We start from the raw sequence: 21,904 nt of genomic DNA on the forward strand, positions 1-21,904 counted from the left end.
GAAGCAATCACTAGTTTCCACCAACTTTTTTTTGACGGCCGCCGCTTATATTTTTCAACAACCGCGTTGAGCGCGCCGTATTGTTATTCACATGTGGATAAGTTAAAATTGAACTAAGTGAATATGCACAAGGAAAAAAAGCGGCCAAAACGGGCTGTGGATATAGAGAAAGCGGAGCAAAGAGAGGTGAACAGCTTTGACGGAATTTGATACGATCGCCGCCATTTCGACGCCGATGGGCGAAGGGGCGATTGCCATCGTTCGGTTGAGCGGAGATCAAGCGGTTGAGATCGCTGACCGGCTTTTCCGCAGCCCGAGCGGAAAGCGGCTCAAAGACGTTCCATCACACACGATCCACTACGGGCATATCATCGATCCGAAAAGCGGACGGGTCGTTGAAGAAGTAATGGTATCAGTTATGCGCGCACCGAAGACGTTTACGCGCGAGGACGTGGTCGAGATCAACTGCCATGGCGGGTTTGTTTCCGTCAATCGGGTGCTGCAGCTCGTGCTGGCAAACGGGGCGCGGCTCGCCGAGCCGGGGGAGTTTACGAAGCGGGCGTTTTTAAATGGGCGCATCGATTTATCTCAAGCTGAGGCAGTCATCGACCTGATCCGCGCCAAAACCGACCGGGCGATGAACGTCGCCCTACAGCAAATGGAAGGGCGCCTGTCAAAATTGATTCGCGAGTTGCGGCAGACGATTTTGGAGACGCTGGCACATGTTGAAGTCAATATCGATTATCCGGAATACGATGATGTCGAAGAAATGACGCCGCGCCTTTTGCGGGAAAAGGCGGAATATGTGCGCGGGCAAATTGAAAAGCTGCTGTCGACCGCCGCGCAAGGAAAAATATTGCGCGAAGGGCTGGCAACGGTCATCATCGGGCGGCCGAACGTCGGCAAATCGTCGCTTTTGAATGCGCTCGCCCATGAAAATCGGGCGATCGTCACCGATATTCCGGGGACGACGCGCGACGTCATCGAGGAATATGTCAACGTCCGGGGCGTACCGCTTCGCTTGATCGATACGGCTGGCATCCGCGAAACCGAAGATGTCGTCGAACGGATCGGCGTCGAGCGCTCGCAGCAAATGTTGAAGCGGGCCGACTTAATTTTGCTCGTTTTGAATTATCATGAACCGCTGACGGAAGAGGACGAGCGGCTGTTTGCCATGATCGAGGGAATGGACGCCATCGTCATTGTGAATAAAACCGATTTGCCCCGGCGGATCGATATGGAGCGGGTCAAGGAGCTGGCGGCCGGCCGGCCGGTCGTGGGGACATCCCTGTTGCATGAACAAGGAATTGATGAACTGGAGAAGGCGATTGCTGACCTGTTTTTTGGGGGTGAGCTGGAAGCCGGCGATTTGACGTACGTTTCAAACTCTCGCCATATCGCCTTGCTCGAGCAGGCGAAAACAGCGATCGAGGATGCCTTGGCCGGCATTGACGCCGGCATGCCGGTTGATCTCGTCCAAATCGATTTGCGCCGGGCATGGGAGTTGCTTGGCGAAATCATTGGTGATACGGTCCATGAAAGCTTGATTGATCAGCTGTTTGCTCAGTTTTGTTTAGGAAAATAAGCGAGGAGGAAATGCCATATGGATTACCATGGAGGAACGTATGACGTCATTGTCGTTGGCGCTGGCCATGCCGGCTGCGAAGCGGCATTAGCTTCGGCGCGCATCGGGGCGAAGACGCTTGTCATTACGCTCAACCTCGATATGATCGCGTTCATGCCGTGCAACCCGTCGATCGGCGGCCCGGCGAAAGGAATCGTCGTGCGCGAAATCGACGCTCTCGGCGGGGAAATGGCAAAAAACATTGACAAAACATACATTCAAATGCGGATGCTAAACACCGGCAAAGGGCCAGCCGTCCGCGCGCTTCGGGCGCAAGCCGATAAAGTGCTGTACCAGCGGGAAATGAAAAAAACACTCGAAAATCAAGAGAATTTGACGCTTCTGCAAGGAAAAGTCGAGCGGCTGATCGTCGAAGACGGCGTTTGCAAAGGTGTCATCACTCACACGGGGGCGCATTATTACGCCAAGGCGGTCGTCATTACGACCGGGACGTTTTTGCGCGGGGAAATCATCATCGGAGACATTAAATATTCGAGCGGCCCGAACAACCAGCAACCGTCGATTAAGCTGTCCGAGCATTTAGAAGAGCTTGGGTTTGAGCTTGTTCGCTTCAAAACGGGCACGCCGCCGCGCGTCAACAGCCGGACGATCGACTACAGCAAAACGGAAATTCAGCCGGGAGACAAGGAGCCGCGCGCGTTTTCGTACGAGACGACAAAATACATCACTGATCAGCTGCCGTGCTGGCTGACGTACACGACGGAGGAAACACACCGCATCATCGATGAAAACTTGCACTTGTCGCCGATGTACTCCGGCATGATCAAAGGAACCGGGCCGCGCTATTGCCCATCGATCGAGGATAAAGTCGTCCGGTTCCACGATAAGCCGCGCCATCAAATTTTCCTCGAGCCGGAAGGGCGGGAAACAGAAGAAGTGTACGTGCAAGGGTTGTCAACAAGTTTGCCGGAACATATCCAGCGCAAGCTGCTCGAGACGATCCCGGGACTTGAGAAGGCGCAGCTCATGCGGGCTGGCTATGCGATCGAGTATGATGCCATCGTGCCGACGCAGCTATGGCCGACGCTCGAGACGAAGCTTGTGAAAAACTTGTATACCGCAGGGCAAATCAACGGCACGTCCGGCTATGAAGAAGCGGCAGGCCAAGGCATTATGGCCGGCATTAACGCCGCCCACCGTGCGCTCGGCCGCGAAGAAATCATTTTAAGCCGTTCTGATGCCTATATCGGCGTTTTAATCGACGACTTGGTGACGAAAGGGACGAATGAGCCGTACCGCCTGCTGACGTCGCGTGCCGAGTACCGGCTTTTGCTTCGCCATGACAACGCCGATTTGCGCCTGACCGAGCTCGGCTATCGGATCGGTCTCATTTCCGAAGAGCGGTATCAAAAATTTTTGGCGAAAAAAGAGGCGATCGAACGAGAGAAAAAGCGGCTGCAAACGGTGATCATCAAACCGACGCCAAAAGTGCAGGAAGTCATCCGTGAAGCGGGTGGAAGCGAGCTGAAAGACGGCATTCGCGCCGCCGATTTGCTCCGACGCCCGGAGATGACGTACGAGCACATCCGAAAACTGGCGCCGGCTGACGAGGAGATCGCTCCGGAAGTGGCTGAGCAAGTCGAAATTCAAATCAAGTACGAGGGCTACATCCAAAAATCGTTGCAAGAAGTCGAACGGCTCAAAAAAATGGAAAACAAAAAAATCCCGGAAGATATCGATTACGACGCCATCCAAGGGCTTGCAACCGAGGCGCGGCAAAAGCTCAAACAAGTGCGCCCGCTTTCGATCGCCCAGGCGTCGCGCATTTCCGGCGTCAATCCGGCCGATATTTCGATATTATTAGTGTATTTGGAACAAGGAAGAATCGCGCGCGTGTCGAATGAATAAACAATGAGGGAAAGGATTGGCTTATGGAGGCGACACAATTTCAAACCATGCTCGAAGAGAGGGGAATTCTCCTCTCTTCCCGGGCGCTTGCGCAGTTTGAGCGCTATTACGAACTGCTCGTTGAGTGGAACGAGAAAATGAATTTGACCGCTATTACGGACAAGCCCGGCGTCTATGTGAAGCACTTTTTCGACTCGGTGTCCCCGGCTTTTTACTACGACTTTTCAGCGCCGCTTGCGCTTTGCGACGTCGGATCCGGGGCGGGATTTCCGAGCCTTCCGCTCAAAATTTGTTTTCCGCATTTGCGCGTTTCCATCGTTGATTCGCTGCAAAAACGCATCCGTTTTTTAGAGCATCTGATCACCGAGCTCGGGCTTGCGGACGTGGCGCTTTACCACGAACGCGCTGAGACGTTCGCCCGTCAAAAGGGGATGCGCGAATCATTTGACGTCGTCACGGCCAGAGCGGTGGCGCGCATGCCAGTGCTTGTCGAACTTTGCCTTCCGCTCGTGAAAATGGGCGGGACATTCATTGCGATGAAAGCTGCTTCGGCGCTCGAGGAGCTGAAAGAGGGAAACAAGGCGATTTCTGTGCTTGGCGGAGAAGTGACGGCGACGGAAACGTTCACGTTGCCGTTTGACGAAGGCGAACGAACGATCATTTTCATCCAAAAAATGAGAAAAACGCCGAACCAATACCCGCGCAAACCGGGAACGCCGAACAAACAACCGATTCAGTAGCATCTTTGCGGGCGGGGGAGGGCTTTGCCGGCTGAAAGAGAGAAACAAGCTGTTTCGCTCCCCGCCTTCGTCCCGCGCCAAAAAACCGACCGTAAGGCGGCGTATGCCGGGCGAGACAGAGACATTTTGGCCAAGTATGTCCAAAGGTGGTGTAGGGGGATGAAGCATCCATTTTCGCGCTTGTTCAGCTTTGGAGAAAAAGAACAGGAAGAAATGGAGGAAAAGCAAGAGCGGGAGGAAGTTCGCCACATTCCGGTCAAAAGCATTATTCCGAACCGCTTTCAGCCGCGCACGATGTTTGATGAAGAGAAGATCGACGAGTTGGCGCTGACGATCCGCACGCACGGCATCATCCAGCCGATCGTCGTCCGCGAATGCGGGAACGGACGGTTTGAAATCATCGCCGGCGAGCGGAGATGGAGAGCGGTGCAAAAGCTTGGCTGGACGGAAATCCCCGCGATCATCAAAAACTTAAATGACAAAGAAACCGCCTCCGTCGCCCTCATTGAAAACTTACAGCGCGAAGAGTTGACGCCGATTGAAGAGGCGATGGCGTACGCCAAATTGATCGAGCTCCATGATTTGACGCAAGAAGCGCTCGCTCAGCGGCTCGGCAAAGGACAGTCGACGATCGCCAATAAGCTGCGTCTGCTGAAACTCCCGCAAGAGGTGCAAGAGGCGCTCTTGCAACGGGCGATTACGGAACGTCATGCGCGCGCATTGATTGCCTTGAAAGATAAAGAAAAACAGCTGAAACTGCTGCAAGAAATCATCGACAAACAGTTGAATGTCAAGCAGACGGAAGATCGGGTGTTAAAGCTGCTCGAGGCGGGGGAACGGAAGCCAAAACCGAAGCGAAAGGCGTTCAGCCGCGATATGCGCATCGCCGTCAACACGATCCGCCAGTCGCTTTCCATGGTCGAAAGCAGCGGGGTGTCCGTTCAATCGGAAGAAGAAGAATTCGATGACTACTATCAAATTACGATTCGAATCGCGAAAAAATAACGAAAGTCACCTTTTGCCTCATCAAGCACTGCTGATGGGGTTTTTTCTTTCAGAAAACAAAGTCATTTTCCTGTTTTCGTGCTAAAATAAAATGGATTGAGGAAGAGATAGAGGTAGGTGGCATCGTGGGAAAAGTCATTGCTATTGCAAACCAAAAAGGCGGAGTTGGAAAAACGACGACGGCGGTCAATTTATCGGCATGTTTGGCGCATCTTGGAAAAAAAGTGCTGCTTGTTGACGCCGATCCGCAAGGAAATGCGACGAGCGGCATCGGCATTGAGCGAGGCGATGTGGACGAATGCATTTACAATGTCATCATTGGCGACATGAAAGCAAAAGATGTCATTCGACCGACGGACATCGAAAATTTATACGTCATTCCAGCGACGATCCAGCTCGCCGGCGCAGAAATTGAGCTCGTCTCGGTCGTTTCCCGCGAAATCCGGCTGAGAAACGCGATCGAGCCGCTGAAAGACAAATACGACTTCATTATTATCGATTGTCCTCCTTCGCTCGGCTTGCTGACGCTCAACGCGTTGACAGCGGCCAATTCTGTGCTCATCCCTGTCCAATGCGAATATTATGCGTTAGAAGGGCTCAGCCAGCTGCTTAACACGATCCGGCTTGTGCAGCGGCACTTAAACTATGATTTGCGCCTCGAAGGCGTTCTGTTGACGATGCTTGATGCAAGGACGAATCTAGGCTTGCAGGTCATTCAAGAAGTCAAAAAGTATTTCCGCGAAAAGGTGTACCAGACGATCATCCCGCGAAACGTGCGGCTGAGTGAGGCGCCAAGCCATGGCAAGCCGATCATTTTGTACGATGTGAAATCGCGGGGGGCGGAAGTGTATTTGGAACTGGCGAAGGAGGTGCTTGAACGTGGCTAAAGGTCTCGGCAAAGGCATCAGTGCGCTGTTTGACAACCTTTCTCTCAATGAACTTAATGGGAAAGAGGAAACGGTGCGGGAAGTAAGCATTCACGACCTTCATCCAAACCCGTACCAGCCGCGGAAAACGTTTCAGCCTGAGGCGATTGAGGAGTTGAAGCAATCGATTTTGCAGCACGGCATTTTGCAGCCGCTCATCGTCCGCCGTGTACCGAACGGATTTGAAATCGTCGTTGGTGAACGGCGCTATCGGGCGGCCAAAGAGGCGAATTTGCCGTCAGTGCCGGTCGTGGTGCGCGAGTTGACTGATGAGCAAATGATGGAGTTCGCCCTTCTTGAAAACTTGCAGCGCGAGGATTTGAACCCGATCGAGGAAGCGATGGCGTACAAAATGTTGATGGACAAGCTGCACTTAACCCAGGAGGAAGTCGCGAGCCGTGTTGGGAAGAGCCGTCCGCACATCGCTAATCATTTGCGTTTGTTGTCCCTCCCTTCAGATGTGCAAAAGCTGCTCATTGATGGCACACTTTCGATGGGACATGGCCGCGCGCTTTTAGGGCTGAAACAAAAAAGCAAAATGAAATCGATCGTGGAACGGACGATTCGCGAAGGGTTGAACGTCCGCCAGCTTGAAAAACTGATCCAACAAGCGAACGAAAATGTTTCACGTGAAACATCGAAGCGGAAACCGCCGGAAAAAAGCGTGTTTATTCGGGAAAGCGAATCGTTGCTGCGCGAAAAATTCGGGACGAACGTCACGATTAAACAAACGAGGAAAAGAGGAAAAATTGAAATTGAGTTTTTTTCTCCGGAAGATTTAGAGAGAATATTAGAACTGCTCGATGTGCGGTTCGACGAGTAAGTCGGCCCTTTGATCAAGGCCGGTTTATTTTTTTGCAAGAGAGGGTTGGACATCATGGTGTTGTTAGGAACGATTGTCAACGGAGTGAGCATTATCGCCGGGGCGTTGATTGGAAAATGGCTTCATCGCATCCCCGAGCGAGTGAAGGAAACGGTGATGGGGGGGATTGGGCTTGCGGTGGCGCTGCTTGGCATACAAATGGGAATGAAAAGCGAACAGTTTCTCGTTGTTATTTTCAGCCTTGTTTTCGGCGGCATTCTCGGGGAGTGGTGGAACTGGGAGGAAAAGCTGAACCGGCTCGGTCAATGGCTCGAGGTGAAAGTGAGCGGAAACGGGCAAGGAAGCATCGCTAAAGGGTTTGTCAGCGCAACGTTGTTGTTTGTCATCGGGGCGATGGCCATCGTCGGAGCGCTTGACAGCGGGCTGCGCGGCGACCATAGCGTCTTGTATACGAAATCGATTTTAGACGGCTTTGCCAGTGTCATTTTGACGACGACGCTCGGCATCGGCGTCATCTTCTCCACCTTGCCGGTCGTTGTTTATGAGGGGAGCATCGCGCTGTTGGCGACGCAAATCGAACGGTTTGTGCCGAAGGAAGTGCTCGATTCGTTCATCGCCGAATCAACGGCGACCGGAGGCATTTTAATTATGGCCATTGGACTCAATATGCTCGGTTTGACGAACATTCGCGTGGCCAATTTGCTGCCGAGCATTCTCATTACGGCAGCCGCCGTTTTCATTCTTTCACTCGTTTAACGACCGGTTGTTTTGGCCGGACAGAAAAGAAATCCCCTCCTTGAACAGCTGACCAAGAGGGGGATTTGCTGCCTACCATAATGAATGCCGGTCTGTTGAGAGCGGAGGGGCAGCGAGCCGCTCTTTTCGGAGGATGAACCGCTCCGCTTCGTAAATGCCATTGGCGATCGTTTTCGCCATATTCATGACAAGATGGAGGCGCGTATTTTGCAGGACGAAAAACTCCATAAACCCGCTGACATTGACAACCCCAGTAATATGGGCGTCGCCGACGGGAAGGAGCTGTTTGTTGACCCCAGCCCCAGGGCGGACGGGTCCTTTGGCAATCGTGATGGCGCCGACGCTTTTCAGCCGCCCGAGGCAGGCATCGACCGCGATCATGAACGGATCGTTATGAATGAGTCGAATGGCTTCTACCTTTTCTTCCAAATTAACGGCATGGATTGGTTCTTCGAGTGTTCCGTACACGTGGAAGCGAGCCAACGGCTTCTCTTTGAGCATCGTGCCGACGAGCGGTCCAAGCGAATCGCCGGTCGAGCGGTCTGTGCCGATGCAAACGATAGCGACCGGCTGAGCGAGCGGGTCGGGAAGCAGTGAGGCGACCCGCCAAGCGATCGACGACACCGCCCCTTGCTCATCGTAAAACACGCGGTCCCTTTCCTCCTTGGATGAGTAAAATATCGATGGTATGCTCATTCGCTTCACTCCTACTTTCGTTTCAAAAGTATTAACAGTATACGGAAAATAAAAGAATGATATACATTTCATTGTTCGTTTTCTTGCCTTTTCTTCGCGATAACGGGATATCGGGCTACAAATCAGCGGCCGGTCTTGTTAAAATAAAAGCGCAGAACAAGAAAAAAGATTGAGGTGTCGCCAACGTTGAACACGATGGAAAAAACGATGAGCCGATTGTTCGCATTTTTGATAGATGAGAAATTGTGGCTCCAGATCGGAAAAGGGACGCTGAAGATTGTTCTTATCCTACTCATATGCGCCATTGCGGTGAAAGTGTTGAAAATTGCCGTTCATAACATGTTCAAAGTGCGACAGAAGGCGCCGATCCGCATTTCCGAACGGCGGGAGGCGACGCTCGTTCGGCTGCTCGACAACGTCATTACGTACGTACTATATTTTATTGCGCTCTTGATGATTTTAGATACGTTTGGCGTTCCCGTCAAAGCGCTGCTCGCCGGGGCTGGGGTCGTCGGGCTGGCCGTGGGTTTTGGCGCACAAAGCTTAGTGAAAGACATCATCACTGGATTTTTCATCATTTTTGAAGACCAGTTTGCGGTCGGCGATTATGTGCGCATTGGCAATTTTGAAGGGTATGTTGAAACGATTGGGCTTCGGGTGACGAAAATTAAAAGTTGGACCGGGGAAGTGCACATTTTGCCAAACGGCAGCATCACTCAAGTGACGAACTATTCACTGCACAACAGCCTCGCTGTCGTTGACGTCAGCATCGCCTATGAAGAAGACATTGAAGAGGCGGAGGAAGCCATCCGCGAGCTTCTTCCGCAGCTGCCGGCGAAGTATGAAGACATGGTCGCCCCGCCGGAATTGCTTGGCGTGCAAAATTTAGCCAGCTCGGAAGTCATATTGCGCATCACGTGCGAAACGAAGCCGATGCGCCATCTGGCGGTCGCTCGGGCGATCCGCAAGGAAGTAAAGCTGCTGTTGGACGAACGGGGAATCGAAATCCCATACCCACGGCTTGTGCTGCATCGCCGCGACGAACAAGAGCAGCCCGAGGCAAAGCCGCAACGGGAGCAATCGTTGTCATAGGGAGGTGGATCGATGGAAGAGAAACAGTTCGGCCTATACGATATCGTCGAAATGAAAAAGCCGCACCCATGTGGAACGAATCGTTGGAAAGTGATTCGCTTGGGCGCTGACATCCGCATTAAATGCGAAGGGTGCGCCCATAGCGTTTTGTTGCCGCGCAAAGAGTTTATCCGCAAAATGAAAAAAGTGCTCGTCAAGCATGAAGAATAAGCAAATGAATCATGGTGGCGAGGCCATGCTCTTTTGTTGCGAAGGGGAGGGAGAAAATGACGGAAACGACGCATGTAACATCATGTCCGCTCAACTGCTGGGACGTATGCGGGCTGAAGGTGACGGTGAACGAGGGAAAAGTCGTACGGGTTGACGGCGACGAACACCATCCCATCACGAAAGGGAACATTTGCGGACGCGGGCGGATGTTGAAAGAGCGGGTAAACGCCAAAGAACGCCTTCTCTATCCGTTGAAAAAAGTAAACGGGCAGTTCGTTCGCATTTCTTGGGAAGAGGCGCTTGATGACATCGCTGGGAAAATGCGGAAGTTGAAAGAACAATTTGGGCCGACAGCCGTGCTTCACAGCCATGATTACGCCAACAACGGGCTGCTGAAAAACCTGGACCGCCGTTTTTTTAATTGTTATGGTGGGGCAACAGAGCTTATCGGCAGCCTTTGCTGGGGCGCGGGCATTGAGGCGCAGACATGGGATTTTGGCAACGCCTACAGCCATGCGCCAGAAGATATCGACAACAGCCGCCACATCGTCATTTGGGGGCGAAACGTCGCCCGCACGAACATGCATTTATTCGAGCGGTTGCTTGCCGCGAAAAAACGCGGGGCGACAATTGTGGTCATTGATCCGCTGTTTGGCCCGACGGCGCGCATCGCCGATCAGTACGTATGCATCAAGCCGGGAATGGACGCTTTTTTGGCGATGGGCATTATGAAAGAGCTGCTTCGACTCGGGTTGGAGGACCGGGCCTTTATCAAGCAACACACAATTGGGTTTGATGATGTCAAACAACTATTGCAGACAATTTCGTTGGCGGAGATTGAGCGGCATACCGGTGTTAGCCGCGATCAAATGACGAAGCTGGCCCGGCTTTACGGGGACCGGCCGACCGCAACGTATCTTGGCCTTGGCATGCAACGCTATGCGAACGGCGGCAATACAATCCGATGGATCGATGCCCTTGTCGCCGCAAGCGGCAACGTTGGCATTCCGGGTGGAGGGGCGAATTTTGGCAACTTGCAGGTGGGCGAGTGTTTTGATAAAGCCGCATTGACGCTCCCAGAGCGGAAAACGGCATCGCGCACATGGACGATGATGAAGCAGGGAGAAGAGATATTGCGGGCGGATGATCCACCGATCGGCATGGTGATCGTCACGTGCGGCAACCCGCTCGCTCAAGTGCCGAACACGAACTTGATGAAAAAAGCGTTCGCTTCCATTGAAACGGTGGTTGTGTTTGAGCAGTTCATGACCGATACGGCTGCAATGGCTGATTATGTTTTGCCAGTAGCGGCTTCGTTTGAAGAGGAAGACGTCTATTGTTCATCGATGTACCATGCGTATTTGAACTACGGGCCGAAGCTTGTCGACCCGCCGGGTGAGGCGAAGCCGGACTTGTGGATTTGGACGGAGCTGGCAAAAAGGCTCGGGTTTGGGGATGATTTTGCCTATACGCGTGAGCAGTTTCTTGCAATGGCGCTCCGGCCGTTGGAGCATCACGGCATTACGCTGAAGCGATTGAAAACAGAACACCGCGTCCTTTTGCCTGTCGAACCGGTGCCATGGCGCGACCGCCGGTTTCAAACGCCAAGCGGAAAATACGAATTTACGTCAACCATCGCCAAGAAAAAAGGGATGGATGGCCGGCTGCAAATCATGTATCCGGCCGAATCGGAGGAGTCCAATCCGGCACTAGCCGCCAAATATCCGTATCGGCTGTTGACGATCCATCCGCTCCGTTCGAATCATTCGCAACATTATCCGCTCATCCCAGCGCTTCAGACAGTCCGCATTGAGGTAGCGGCTGATGTTGCTGCGGCAAAGGGTCTTGCCGATGGCGACCGGGCGCGTGTTTACAACGACCGTGGATCGCTCGTGGGAACGGTCAAGGTGCTTGATGGCGCCTATCCAGGCACGATCAACATTGACGAAGGACAATGGGGAGTGTTCGGCGGGCCGGTCAACGTCCTCACGTCCGATTTGGAGTCGGATAACGGCTGCGGCAGCACGCTGTATGACTGTTTGGTCAATATTGAAAAAGTCACGTCGGAAGCAAAGTAAGCGGTTCACAGTTGCTTCGGATCAGTAGAAAAAAGATATTGTCGATGACAAAATGCGGTTTGAGGCTGTTGATCCGAAAAGATGATTTTGTCATCCAAGTGTTGGGAAAAGGGCGCAAACTTCCGCCTTTTTTGAAGCGGGTGGGAGAGGAAACATTCCCCGCTTGCGGCGCGCTTGTCATTTTCTGCGCCAGCCCATATAATGAGGAAAGATGTGAACGGGAAAGAGGAGTGGAACGAATGGGATTGACAGCAGGAATCGTCGGATTGCCGAACGTCGGCAAATCGACGCTGTTTAACGCCATTACAAAAGCAGGTGCTGAGTCAGCCAACTATCCGTTTTGCACAATTGAGCCGAACGTCGGTGTCGTCGAAGTGCCCGATGAGCGGCTCGATGTATTGACGGAAATGTTTCGGCCGAAGCGGACGGTGCCGACTGTTTTTGAATTTACCGATATCGCGGGCATCGTCAAAGGGGCGAGCAAAGGAGAGGGGCTTGGCAACAAGTTTTTGTCTCACATCCGGCAAGTCGATGCAATTTGCCAAGTCGTCCGCTGCTTCAGTGATGAAAACATCACCCACGTGGCGGGCAAAGTCGACCCGCTCGCCGATATCGAAACGATCAATTTGGAGCTCGTGTTGGCTGATTTAGAAACGATTGACAAACGAATCGAGCGGGTCGGCAAAATCGCCAAGCAAAAGGATAAAGAGGCGGCGTTTGAATACGACATTTTGCGGCGGTTGAAGGAGACGCTCGAAGACGGCAAGCCGGCGCGCACACTCGAGTTCACTGATGAAGAGATGAAAGTCGTCAAGCAGCTGCATTTGTTGACGATAAAGCCGATGCTTTACGTCGCCAATGTCGGCGAGGAAGATATCGCTGACCCTAGCGGCAATCCGTTTGTCAAGGACGTGCGCGAGTTTGCGAAGCGCGACAACGCTGAAGTCATTGTTGTCTGCGCCAAAATCGAAGAGGAAATCGCTGAGTTCAGCGATGAGGAAAAACGGCAATTTTTACAGGAGCTCGGCATCGAGCAGTCCGGCCTTGACCAGCTTATCCGCGCCGCTTACAGCTTGCTCGGATTGGCGACGTTTTTCACCGCCGGCGAGCAGGAGGTGCGGGCGTGGACGTTCCGCAAAGGGATGAAAGCGCCGCAATGCGCCGGCATCATCCATTCCGACTTTGAGCGAGGGTTTATTCGCGCGGAAACGGTGTCGTACGATGACCTTGTCGCGGCTGGATCGATGGCGGCGGCGCGCGAAGCCGGAAAAGTGCGCTTGGAGGGAAAAGACTACGAAGTGCAAGACGGCGACATTATGCATTTCCGGTTCAACGTGTAACCATTGGTTCGAGGGCAGGGCGGATGCAGCAGGTCACGGCGTGGGGCCGTTTTTGGCTTGGCCATACGGATGGAAGATGTTTGCGCCGACGGAATGCGGCAAACTGCCTTGCTTATCGTTGTCGGTCATGGTATAATCAACAAATGTGAGTAATGGTGATTGCTCCTTGCTCTTCGAATGGAAGGGCCGCTTAGACCAAAAGGAGGTGACGAGCGTGAGAAAGTACGAAATCATGTACATCATCCGCCCGAACATGGACGATGAAGCGAGACAAGCTCTCGTGGAACGGTTCAACAACGTGTTGAAAGAAAACGGCGCGGAGATTACGAACGTGACGGATTGGGGCAAGCGCCGCTTAGCCTATGAAATTCAAAAATACCGCGACGGCTATTACATGATCGTCAATGTCGTATCGGAGCCGAAAGCGGTGCAAGAATTCGACCGCTTAGCGCGCATCAGCGAAGACATCATCCGTCATATCGTCGTCAAAGAAGAAGAATAATCTTTTCGACATGATGAAGAGGTGGTTCTGATGATTAACCGCGTCATTTTGGTCGGCAGGTTAACGAGAGATCCGGAGTTGCGTTACACTCCAAGCGGAGTGGCTGTTGCCACGTTTACGCTCGCGGTCAACCGTCCGTTTACAAATCAGCAGGGCGAGCGGGAAACGGATTTTATTCAGTGTGTCGTTTGGCGCCGCCAGGCGGAAAACGTCGCCAACTTTTTGAAAAAGGGGAGCTTGGCTGGTGTCGATGGCCGACTGCAAACCCGCAGCTATGAAAATCAAGAAGGTCGGCGCGTGTACGTGACGGAAGTGGTGGCTGATAGCGTCCAATTTCTTGAGCCGAAAGGAACGAGCGAGCAGCGAGGGGCAACAGCAGGCGGCTACTACGGGGATCCATTCCCATTCGGACAAGATCAGAACCACCGACATCCCGATGAAAAAGGGTTTGGCCGCATCGATGACGATCCTTTCGCCAATGACGGCCAGCCGATCGATATTTCTGATGATGATTTGCCGTTTTAATAAACAAGTCGCTTGAAGCCCCTGTCTTGAAGCAAAGCGCAGGCAGCGGGCCATTCCACCGATGAGGAAACGATGGCAACGGAAAGGAGGAAACAGCATGGCAGGACGGAAAGGCGGCCGCGGCAAACGCCGCAAAGTATGTTACTTCACGGCGAACAACATTACGCATATCGACTACAAAGATGTCGATTTGCTGAAAAAGTTCATTTCTGAACGCGGCAAAATTTTGCCGCGCCGTGTAACGGGAACGAGCGCGAAATATCAGCGCAAATTGACGGTCGCGATCAAACGCGCGCGCCAAATGGCGCTTCTGCCGTACGTTGCGGACGAGTGAGCCGAAAGCAAGCAGTAAGGGGGGATCCTTACTGCTTTTTTTATCTCCTCTGACTGAGCGGACTCCCACTCCCAAGCAGAGTGAAAGTGGGGAAGGAGGTCAAATCACCAAAAAACAAAGAAAGGGGAACGTCCATTGCGAAAAACGCACGCCCTCACCGAAGCGGCGATTGAGCTCGCACTGTTTGCTGTTTTGTTTTTGCTTGCGCTGTACGCGCCGGTCATTGGGATTGTCGCCGCTTTGTTTTTAGCGCTTCCGTTTATGGTGTTTACGATGCGCCATGGGTGGATTCCAGCTATGTTGCTGCTGGCGGCGGCCCTTGTCATCTCCGGTTTGATCGGCTCGCTTTTGTCGCTGCCGATGGCGCTTATGTTTGGCACCGTCGGCATGGCCGTCGGCGCGATGCTTTCGAAACAGAAAAACCGTTATCTTGTTCTTCTTGTCGGCGCGCTTGTATTTTTGGCGAATATCGTGCTTGATTACATCATCTCGATTCAATTTTTGCACGTCGATATGATCCAAGATACGCTTGCGCTCGTGCGAGAATCGTTTGACACGGCAATGAATCTAATGAAGGGAATGGGACAAGCGCCGCCTTTGGAGATGCAAAGGCAGTTCGAACAAGGGCTGAAGCTGATCGGCTATATGGTTCCGACGCTGTTTGTCATCGCTTCGTTTGCGCTGGCGTACGCGACGATCATCGTCTCGCTGCCGGTGATGAAGAGGCTGAAGCTGCCGGTCGGTTCATGGCCGCCGTTTCGCGAGCTTATGTGGCCGAAAACTGTATTGTGGTTGTATGTCTTCGTGCTCCTTCTCTCCTTGTTCCCGTTCAAAGAAGGATCGTTTGCCTATATCGCCGTGTTGAACTTATCGTATGTGTTGCAGCTGGCGATGATCGTGCAAGGATTTTCGTTTCTTTACTACGCCGCTTACAAAAAAGGGGTTGGCAAAGGTGTGGTGGCGGCAGGGACGGTTGTTTGCTTATTCCTGCCTTTTCTACTTTATCTTGTGGCGATATTCGGTATAATTGATTTAGGATTTGATTTGCGCCGCCGCATATGATAATTGGATCAGGCGAGTCATTTCTTCAGTGTAGGAGCTGACTTGAATGTCCCATTTTTATGAAAGGAAAGCGTATCGCTATCCGTTATATGCGTTAGCCGCCTTGGCGGTGCTTATGGCGATCGGCTTGTTTTACTTCCAATGGCTGCTTGGCCTCGTCGCCCTTCTTGGCGTCGGGTTTGTGCTTTATTATGTCATTGGGGCGCAACGCTCCTTGCATAAAGAGTTGGAGCACTATATTTCCAATTTGTCGCACCGGGTGAAAAAAGTAGGCGAGGAAGCGTTGATGCAAATGCCGATCGGCATTATGCTCATCGATGAAGGGGGAGAAATCGAGTGGTCGAACCGTTTTTTGGCCGCCTGCTTTAAGGAACAGACGCTTGTCGGCCGCTCTCTCGCCGAGCTTTCCGAATCGTTGGCCGCTTTTGTGAAAAGGGGAAAAACGGACGAAGAGATCGTCGAATTGAACGGAAAGCAACTGAAAGTGGTCATTCGCCGCTCGGAACGGCTTCTTTACTTTTTTGATGTTACTGAGCATTTGGAATTGAAGCGGCAGTATGAAGCGGAACGGCTGGTGCTCGCCATTATTTTTCTTGACAATTATGATGAAATTACGCAAGGGATGGACGATCAGGCAAAAAGCCAACTAAACAGCCTCGTCACGTCCGTGTTGAACCGGTGGGCGAACGACTATGGCATTTTTTTAAAGCGGACGTCATCCGACCGATTTATTGCCGTATTGAACGAACATATTCTTGGGCGGCTCGAGAAAAGCAAATTTTCCATTCTCGACGAAGTGCGAGAGCAGACGGCAAAACATCATGCGCAGCTGACGCTGAGCATCGGCATCGGCGCCGGCGTGTCCCAGCTCCCGGAGCTCGGGGCGCTCGCCCAATCAAGCTTGGACTTAGCGTTGGGGCGCGGGGGCGATCAAGTCGCGATTAAGCAAGGAAATGGAAAAGTGAAGTTTTACGGCGGCAAAACGAACCCGATGGAAAAGCGGACGCGCGTCCGCGCCCGCGTTATTTCCCATGCGCTTCGCGAACTGATTGCAGGAAGCGACAAAGTGCTCATCATGGGCCATAAATATCCCGATATGGACGCCATGGGAGCGGCGATCGGCGTTTTAAAAGTCGTCCAATCGAACCAAAAGGAAGGGTTTATCGTCGTCGATCCGGCCAAAACGGATGCCGGGGCGCAACGGTTGCTTGAGGAAATGAAAAAACATGCTGAATTATGGTCAAGATGCCTAAAACCGGAGCAGGCGCTTGAGCTCGTCACCGAGGATACGCTTTTGATCGTCGTCGATACGCATCGTCCGTCGCTCGTCATTGAAGAGCGGCTATTGTATCGCACCGACCATATCGTCGTCATTGATCACCATCGCCGCGGCGAAGAGTTCATTGAGGCGCCGATTCTCGTCTATATGGAGCCTTATGCTTCTTCGACATCGGAACTCGTCACCGAGCTGTTAGAGTACCAACCGAAACGGATGAAGCTGACGATGCTCGAAGCGACCGCCCTGCTTGCCGGCATCGTCGTCGACACGAAAAGCTTTACGCTCCGCACCGGCTCGCGGACGTTCGACGCCGCGTCATACTTGCGCGCCCAAGGAGCGGATACGGTGCTTGTGCAAAAATTGCTGCGGGAAAGCATCGCCAACTACGTCAAACGGGCGAAATTGATCGAACGGGCGGTGATCGATGAGCATGGCATCGCCATCGCCAAAGGCGGCGAAAACGAGGTGCACGACCAAGTGTTGATTGCGCAAACGGCCGATACGCTTCTCACTTTAAGCGGCGTCGTTGCCTCGTTCGTCATTTCCAAGCGGTCCGACGGGACGGTCGGCATCAGCGCCCGCTCGCTCGGCGATGTCAACGTGCAAGTCATTATGGAACGGCTTGGTGGAGGCGGACATTTGACAAACGCCGCCGCCCAATTGTCCGAAGTGACGGTGGAAGAGGCGGAGCGGCAGCTGCGTGAAGCCATTCATGACTATTTCGAGGGGGGGAAGCCATCATGAAAGTCATTTTTTTAAAAGATGTGAAAGGAAAAGGGAAAAAAGGGGAAATCAAAGACGTCGCCGACGGTTACGCAAACAACTTTTTGTTCAAACAAGGGCTCGCCATTGAAGCGACGCCGGCGAACATCAAAGCGCTCGAGGCGCAAAAACAAAAAGAGCAGCGCCAAGCGGCGGAAGAATTGGCCAATGCGAGAAAACTGAAAGAAGAGCTCGAGAAGCTGACGGTGGAAATCCCGGCGAAAGCGGGCGAGGGAGGCCGTTTGTTTGGCTCGATCACGAGCAAGCAAATCGCTGAGGCGCTTCAGACCCAGCATGGCTTAAAGCTTGACAAACGAAAAATCGAGCTTGCTGATGCCATTCGCTCCCTCGGATATACGAATGTGCCGGTGAAGCTCCATCCGGAAGTGACAGCGACCTTAAAAGTGCACGTCAAGGAACAAAAATAACGGTAGCGACGATGCCCCCGCCCGCTATGGCGGGGGCATTATCGACGGAAATGAAACGGGGGAAAAGGCGGTGAGACGATGAGCGAACTTTTTTCAGAACGAATTCCTCCGCAAAGCATTGAAGCCGAGCAGGCCGTGCTTGGCGCTGTGTTTTTGGATCCCACTGCGCTGACGCTCGCCTCGGAACGATTAATTCCCGAAGACTTCTACCGCGCGGCCCATCAAAAAATTTTCCACGCCATGCTTCGCGTCGCTGATAAAGGCGAGCCGGTCGATTTAGTGACGGTGACGGCGGAACTGGCCGCTTTGGAGCAGCTGGAGGAAGTGGGCGGTGTCTCCTACTTAAGCGAGCTTGCTGATTCTGTGCCGACAGCGGCCAACGTCGAATACTACGCCCGCATTGTTGAAGAAAAATCATTGCTTCGCCGCCTCATTCGCACGGCGACATCGATTGCCCAAGATGGCTATACAAGGGAAGATGAAATTGACGTTTTGCTCGATGAAGCGGAACGGAAAATTATGGAGGTTTCCCAACGGAAACATTCAGGCGCCTTTAAAAATATTAAAGATGTTCTCGTACAGACGTATGACAACATTGAAATGCTCCATAACCGGAACGGGGACATCACCGGCATCCCGACCGGATTCACTGAACTCGACCGGATGACGTCCGGATTTCAGCGCAGCGACTTGATTATCGTCGCCGCCCGGCCATCGGTCGGGAAGACGGCATTCGCATTAAACATCGCCCAAAATGTGGCGACGAAGACGAACGAAAATGTCGCGATTTTCAGCTTGGAAATGAGCGCCCAGCAGCTTGTGATGCGGATGCTTTGCGCCGAAGGCAACATCAACGCCCAAAACTTGCGCACTGGCAAGCTGACGCCGGAAGATTGGGGCAAGCTGACGATGGCGATGGGCAGTTTGTCAAACGCCGGCATTTATATTGACGATACGCCGAGCATCCGCGTCAGCGACATTCGCGCCAAATGCCGCCGCTTGAAACAGGAAAGCGGCCTCGGCATGGTGGTGATCGATTATTTGCAGCTCATTCAAGGAAGTGGGCGCAACCGGGAAAACCGCCAGCAGGAAGTGTCGGAAATCTCCCGTTCGTTAAAGGCGCTCGCCCGCGAGCTCGAAGTGCCGGTCATTGCTTTGTCACAGCTGTCGCGCAGCGTTGAGCAGCGCCAGGACAAGCGGCCGATGATGTCCGATCTTCGCGAATCGGGGAGCATTGAGCAAGACGCTGATATCGTCGCCTTTTTGTATCGCGACGACTACTACAACAAAGATTCCGAGAACAAAAACATCATCGAAATCATTATCGCCAAACAGCGGAACGGCCCGGTCGGGACGGTGCAGCTCGCCTTTATTAAAGAGTACAATAAATTCGTCAACTTAGAGCGTCGTTTCGATGAGGCGCAAATTCCACCGGGGGCGTAAGACGGACCGCGCTGCCGGCGTCGAGCGCCTTTTTGTTCTTTTGGTCTTTGACTATTTCCCCGTTTACACCCGCGGCGTTGAAGAGGGAGCCTTCCTGATCATTAATAAACGAATAAAAAAGACGATATTTTCTTTTAATGTTCGTGTTTCATTGACTTTATGGCTGAAAACTGGTACACTGACAATGTTTAGACCGAGGAAACTGGAGGTGCTCGCCATGTCGTCAGTCGTTGTTGTCGGCACGCAATGGGGCGATGAAGGGAAAGGGAAAATTACGGACTTTTTATCGGAAAATGCGGAAGTGATTGCCCGGTATCAAGGGGGAAACAACGCCGGACACACGATCGTGTTCAACGGGGAAAAGTATAAGCTGCACTTGATCCCGTCGGGCATTTTTTATAAAGATAAAATTTGCGTCATCGGCAATGGGATGGTCGTCGATCCGAAGGCGCTCGTTGCGGAGCTTTCGTATTTGCACGAGCGCGGCATTTCGACTGATAATTTGCGCATCAGCAACCGCGCCCATGTCATTTTGCCGTATCATTTGAAGTTGGACGAGCTTGAGGAAGAGCGGAAAGGGGCAAACAAAATCGGCACGACAAAAAAAGGAATTGGGCCGGCGTACATGGACAAGGCGGCGCGCATCGGCATCCGCATTGTTGATTTGCTTGACCGCGACGTGTTTGCCGAAAAGCTGGAGCGCAACTTGAGGGAGAAAAATACGCTGCTTGAAAAAGTGTACGGGGTCGAAGGCTTCCGATTGGAGGACATTTTTGAGGAGTATTACGAGTACGGCCAGCAAATCGCCCAATACGTCTGCGACACATCGGTCGTATTGAACAATGCGCTCGATGAAGGGCGCCGCGTCTTGTTCGAAGGAGCGCAAGGCGTCATGCTTGACATTGACCAAGGAACGTATCCGTTTGTCACGTCGTCGAATCCAGTCGCTGGCGGGGTCACGATCGGCGCCGGTGTCGGGCCGACGAAAATCAAGCATGTCGTCGGGGTGGCGAAAGCCTATACGACGCGCGTCGGCGACGGGCCGTTCCCGACAGAGCTGCACGATGAAATCGGCGACCGCATTCGCGAAGTCGGCCGCGAGTATGGGACGACGACCGGCCGTCCGCGCCGCGTCGGTTGGTTTGACAGTGTTGTTGTCCGTCATGCCCGCCGGGTGAGCGGCATTACGGACTTGTCGCTTAACTCGATCGACGTGTTGACCGGCATTGAAACGTTGAAAATTTGCGTCGCCTATCGCTACCGCGGCCAAGTGCTCGAAGAATTTCCAGCCAGCTTAAAAGTGTTGGCCGAATGCGAGCCGATCTATGAAGAACTTCCTGGCTGGACGGAAGATATCACCGGGGTGAAAAGTCTAGACGAGCTACCGGCGAACGCCCGCCATTACGTCGAGCGCATTTCCCAGCTCACCGGCATCCCTCTTTCGATTTTCTCCGTCGGACCGGACCGTTCGCAAACGAACGTCGTCCGCAGCGTCTACGCGTAAGCGGCAACAGTGGACGGTGGCAGGCAGCGTATAAACAATGCAAACGACAGGCATAGATGCGCGCGCGTCTATGCTTTTTTCTTTGATCGGCTCCTCAAAATGGCAATCGGCAAAGGATGATTTCATGTTCATAACATGGTAAATTAGTAATGATAGGATTCCATCGCAAAAGGAAGGATGTGAGCGAGATGGAAAAACGCATTTTAGTCGTTGATGATGAAAAACCGATTGCCGATATTTTGCAATTTAATTTGCAAAAAGAAGGATATGAAGTCATTTGCGCCTACGACGGCGAAGAAGCGCTGCAAAAAGTTGAAGAAACGATGCCGGACTTGATTTTATTGGATATTATGTTGCCGTTAAAAGATGGCATGGAAGTATGCCGTGAAGTGCGGAAAAAGTATGATATGCCGATCATTATGCTGACAGCGAAAGATTCCGAGATTGATAAAGTGCTTGGGTTGGAGCTTGGTGCGGACGATTATGTGACAAAGCCGTTCAGCACGCGCGAGCTCCTGGCGCGGGTGAAGGCAAACTTGCGCCGCCATGCGCAAACGGCCAACCAAGAAGAAGGAGAAAACGAAACAAATGAAATCGTCATTGGCCCGCTCGTCATCCGTCCGGACGCGTATGTCGTGCAAAAGCGGGGGGAAACAATTGAACTGACCCACCGCGAATTTGAACTGCTTCATTACTTAGCGAAGCATATCGGCCAAGTGATGACGCGCGAGCATTTGCTGCAAACCGTCTGGGGCTACGATTACTATGGCGATGTGCGCACCGTGGACGTGACGGTAAGACGTCTGCGTGAAAAAATTGAGGACAACCCTTCCCACCCGAATTGGATCGTCACAAGACGGGGAGTCGGCTATTACTTGCGCAATCCGGAACAGGAGTCATGAGCCA

21 protein-coding genes are annotated in these 21,904 nt (G+C 52.8%); 20 read left to right on the top strand and 1 reads right to left on the bottom strand.

Annotation, left to right across the window (positions count from 1 at the left end; all coding sequences use genetic code 11):
- Positions 1-196: 196 nt before the first annotated feature.
- From mnmE to CWI35_RS10625, 7 genes are all read left to right on the top strand, one after another.
- Entirely contained in the window at positions 197-1,585 is a 1,389-nt protein-coding gene (gene mnmE, locus CWI35_RS10595; protein WP_011232957.1) for a tRNA uridine-5-carboxymethylaminomethyl(34) synthesis GTPase MnmE, read from the top strand.
- 18 nt (positions 1,586-1,603) lie between these two features.
- The gene (gene mnmG, locus CWI35_RS10600; protein WP_011232956.1) at positions 1,604-3,493 is read left to right on the top strand and encodes a tRNA uridine-5-carboxymethylaminomethyl(34) synthesis enzyme MnmG; all 1,890 of its coding nucleotides are present in this window, start codon (positions 1,604-1,606) and stop codon (positions 3,491-3,493) included.
- 23 nt (positions 3,494-3,516) lie between these two features.
- Positions 3,517-4,233, top strand: coding sequence for a 16S rRNA (guanine(527)-N(7))-methyltransferase RsmG (rsmG, locus tag CWI35_RS10605; protein WP_011232955.1), 717 nt, complete (start codon positions 3,517-3,519; stop codon positions 4,231-4,233).
- A 159-nt stretch (positions 4,234-4,392) separates the two neighbouring features.
- Positions 4,393-5,238: a nucleoid occlusion protein gene (gene noc / locus CWI35_RS10610; RefSeq protein ID WP_011232954.1), complete on the top strand. Its 846-nt coding sequence runs from the start codon at positions 4,393-4,395 to the stop codon at positions 5,236-5,238.
- A 125-nt stretch (positions 5,239-5,363) separates the two neighbouring features.
- The gene (locus CWI35_RS10615; RefSeq protein ID WP_014197033.1) at positions 5,364-6,125 is read left to right on the top strand and encodes a ParA family protein; all 762 of its coding nucleotides are present in this window, start codon (positions 5,364-5,366) and stop codon (positions 6,123-6,125) included.
- Complete coding sequence (locus CWI35_RS10620; RefSeq protein WP_011232952.1) at positions 6,118-6,987, top strand: ParB/RepB/Spo0J family partition protein; 870 nt, start codon at positions 6,118-6,120, stop codon at positions 6,985-6,987. Before CWI35_RS10615 ends, CWI35_RS10620 begins: the two co-directional genes overlap by 8 nt.
- 54 nt (positions 6,988-7,041) lie before the next feature.
- Entirely contained in the window at positions 7,042-7,743 is a 702-nt protein-coding gene (locus tag CWI35_RS10625; RefSeq protein WP_119877714.1) for a DUF554 domain-containing protein, read from the top strand.
- 72 nt (positions 7,744-7,815) lie between these two features.
- On the opposite strand, the gene yyaC is transcribed toward CWI35_RS10625, so the two are convergent.
- Positions 7,816-8,439, bottom strand: a complete 624-nt coding sequence (yyaC, locus tag CWI35_RS10630) for a spore protease YyaC (RefSeq protein WP_011232950.1) — start codon at positions 8,437-8,439, stop codon at positions 7,816-7,818.
- Between the two features lie 186 nt (positions 8,440-8,625).
- Here yyaC and CWI35_RS10635 point away from each other — a divergent pair, with 186 nt between their 5' ends.
- From CWI35_RS10635 to yycF, 13 genes are all read left to right on the top strand, one after another.
- Positions 8,626-9,531: a mechanosensitive ion channel family protein gene (locus tag CWI35_RS10635; RefSeq protein ID WP_011232949.1), complete on the top strand. Its 906-nt coding sequence runs from the start codon at positions 8,626-8,628 to the stop codon at positions 9,529-9,531.
- Between the two features lie 12 nt (positions 9,532-9,543).
- Positions 9,544-9,741: a DUF951 domain-containing protein gene (locus CWI35_RS10640; protein ID WP_011232948.1), complete on the top strand. Its 198-nt coding sequence runs from the start codon at positions 9,544-9,546 to the stop codon at positions 9,739-9,741.
- A gap of 56 nt (positions 9,742-9,797) precedes the next feature.
- Complete coding sequence (locus tag CWI35_RS10645) at positions 9,798-11,819, top strand: molybdopterin-dependent oxidoreductase (RefSeq protein WP_014197030.1); 2,022 nt, start codon at positions 9,798-9,800, stop codon at positions 11,817-11,819.
- Positions 11,820-12,058: 239 nt separating this feature from the next.
- Positions 12,059-13,159 (top strand): redox-regulated ATPase YchF, encoded by a 1,101-nt coding sequence (ychF, locus tag CWI35_RS10650; protein ID WP_011232946.1) that lies wholly within the window; start codon positions 12,059-12,061, stop codon positions 13,157-13,159.
- Between the two features lie 214 nt (positions 13,160-13,373).
- A complete protein-coding gene (rpsF, locus tag CWI35_RS10655) occupies positions 13,374-13,661 on the top strand; it encodes a 30S ribosomal protein S6 (RefSeq protein WP_011232945.1) in 288 nt (95 codons plus the stop codon).
- A gap of 30 nt (positions 13,662-13,691) precedes the next feature.
- The gene (gene ssb / locus CWI35_RS10660; RefSeq protein WP_015376126.1) at positions 13,692-14,186 is read left to right on the top strand and encodes a single-stranded DNA-binding protein; all 495 of its coding nucleotides are present in this window, start codon (positions 13,692-13,694) and stop codon (positions 14,184-14,186) included.
- A 97-nt stretch (positions 14,187-14,283) separates the two neighbouring features.
- On the top strand, positions 14,284-14,520 hold the full coding sequence (rpsR, locus tag CWI35_RS10665) for a 30S ribosomal protein S18 (protein WP_008880812.1): 237 nt from the start codon (positions 14,284-14,286) through the stop codon (positions 14,518-14,520).
- 135 nt (positions 14,521-14,655) lie between these two features.
- The gene (locus tag CWI35_RS10670; protein WP_011232943.1) at positions 14,656-15,582 is read left to right on the top strand and encodes a YybS family protein; all 927 of its coding nucleotides are present in this window, start codon (positions 14,656-14,658) and stop codon (positions 15,580-15,582) included.
- A gap of 46 nt (positions 15,583-15,628) precedes the next feature.
- The gene (locus CWI35_RS10675; protein ID WP_020754218.1) at positions 15,629-17,605 is read left to right on the top strand and encodes a DHH family phosphoesterase; all 1,977 of its coding nucleotides are present in this window, start codon (positions 15,629-15,631) and stop codon (positions 17,603-17,605) included.
- On the top strand, positions 17,602-18,051 hold the full coding sequence (gene rplI / locus CWI35_RS10680) for a 50S ribosomal protein L9 (RefSeq protein WP_020754217.1): 450 nt from the start codon (positions 17,602-17,604) through the stop codon (positions 18,049-18,051). Before CWI35_RS10675 ends, rplI begins: the two co-directional genes overlap by 4 nt.
- A gap of 78 nt (positions 18,052-18,129) precedes the next feature.
- A complete protein-coding gene (dnaB, locus tag CWI35_RS10685) occupies positions 18,130-19,494 on the top strand; it encodes a replicative DNA helicase (RefSeq protein WP_011232940.1) in 1,365 nt (454 codons plus the stop codon).
- 217 nt (positions 19,495-19,711) lie between these two features.
- Positions 19,712-20,998, top strand: a complete 1,287-nt coding sequence (locus CWI35_RS10690; RefSeq protein WP_063193887.1) for an adenylosuccinate synthase — start codon at positions 19,712-19,714, stop codon at positions 20,996-20,998.
- Positions 20,999-21,186: 188 nt separating this feature from the next.
- Positions 21,187-21,900 carry a response regulator YycF gene (yycF, locus tag CWI35_RS10695; RefSeq protein WP_011232938.1) on the top strand — a complete coding sequence of 238 codons (714 nt, stop codon included), beginning with the start codon at positions 21,187-21,189 and terminating at the stop codon, positions 21,898-21,900.
- Positions 21,901-21,904: the final 4 nt, after the last annotated feature.

This window comes from [Bacillus] caldolyticus (assembly GCF_003595605.1).
Lineage (GTDB): Bacteria > Bacillota > Bacilli > Bacillales > Anoxybacillaceae > Geobacillus > Geobacillus thermoleovorans.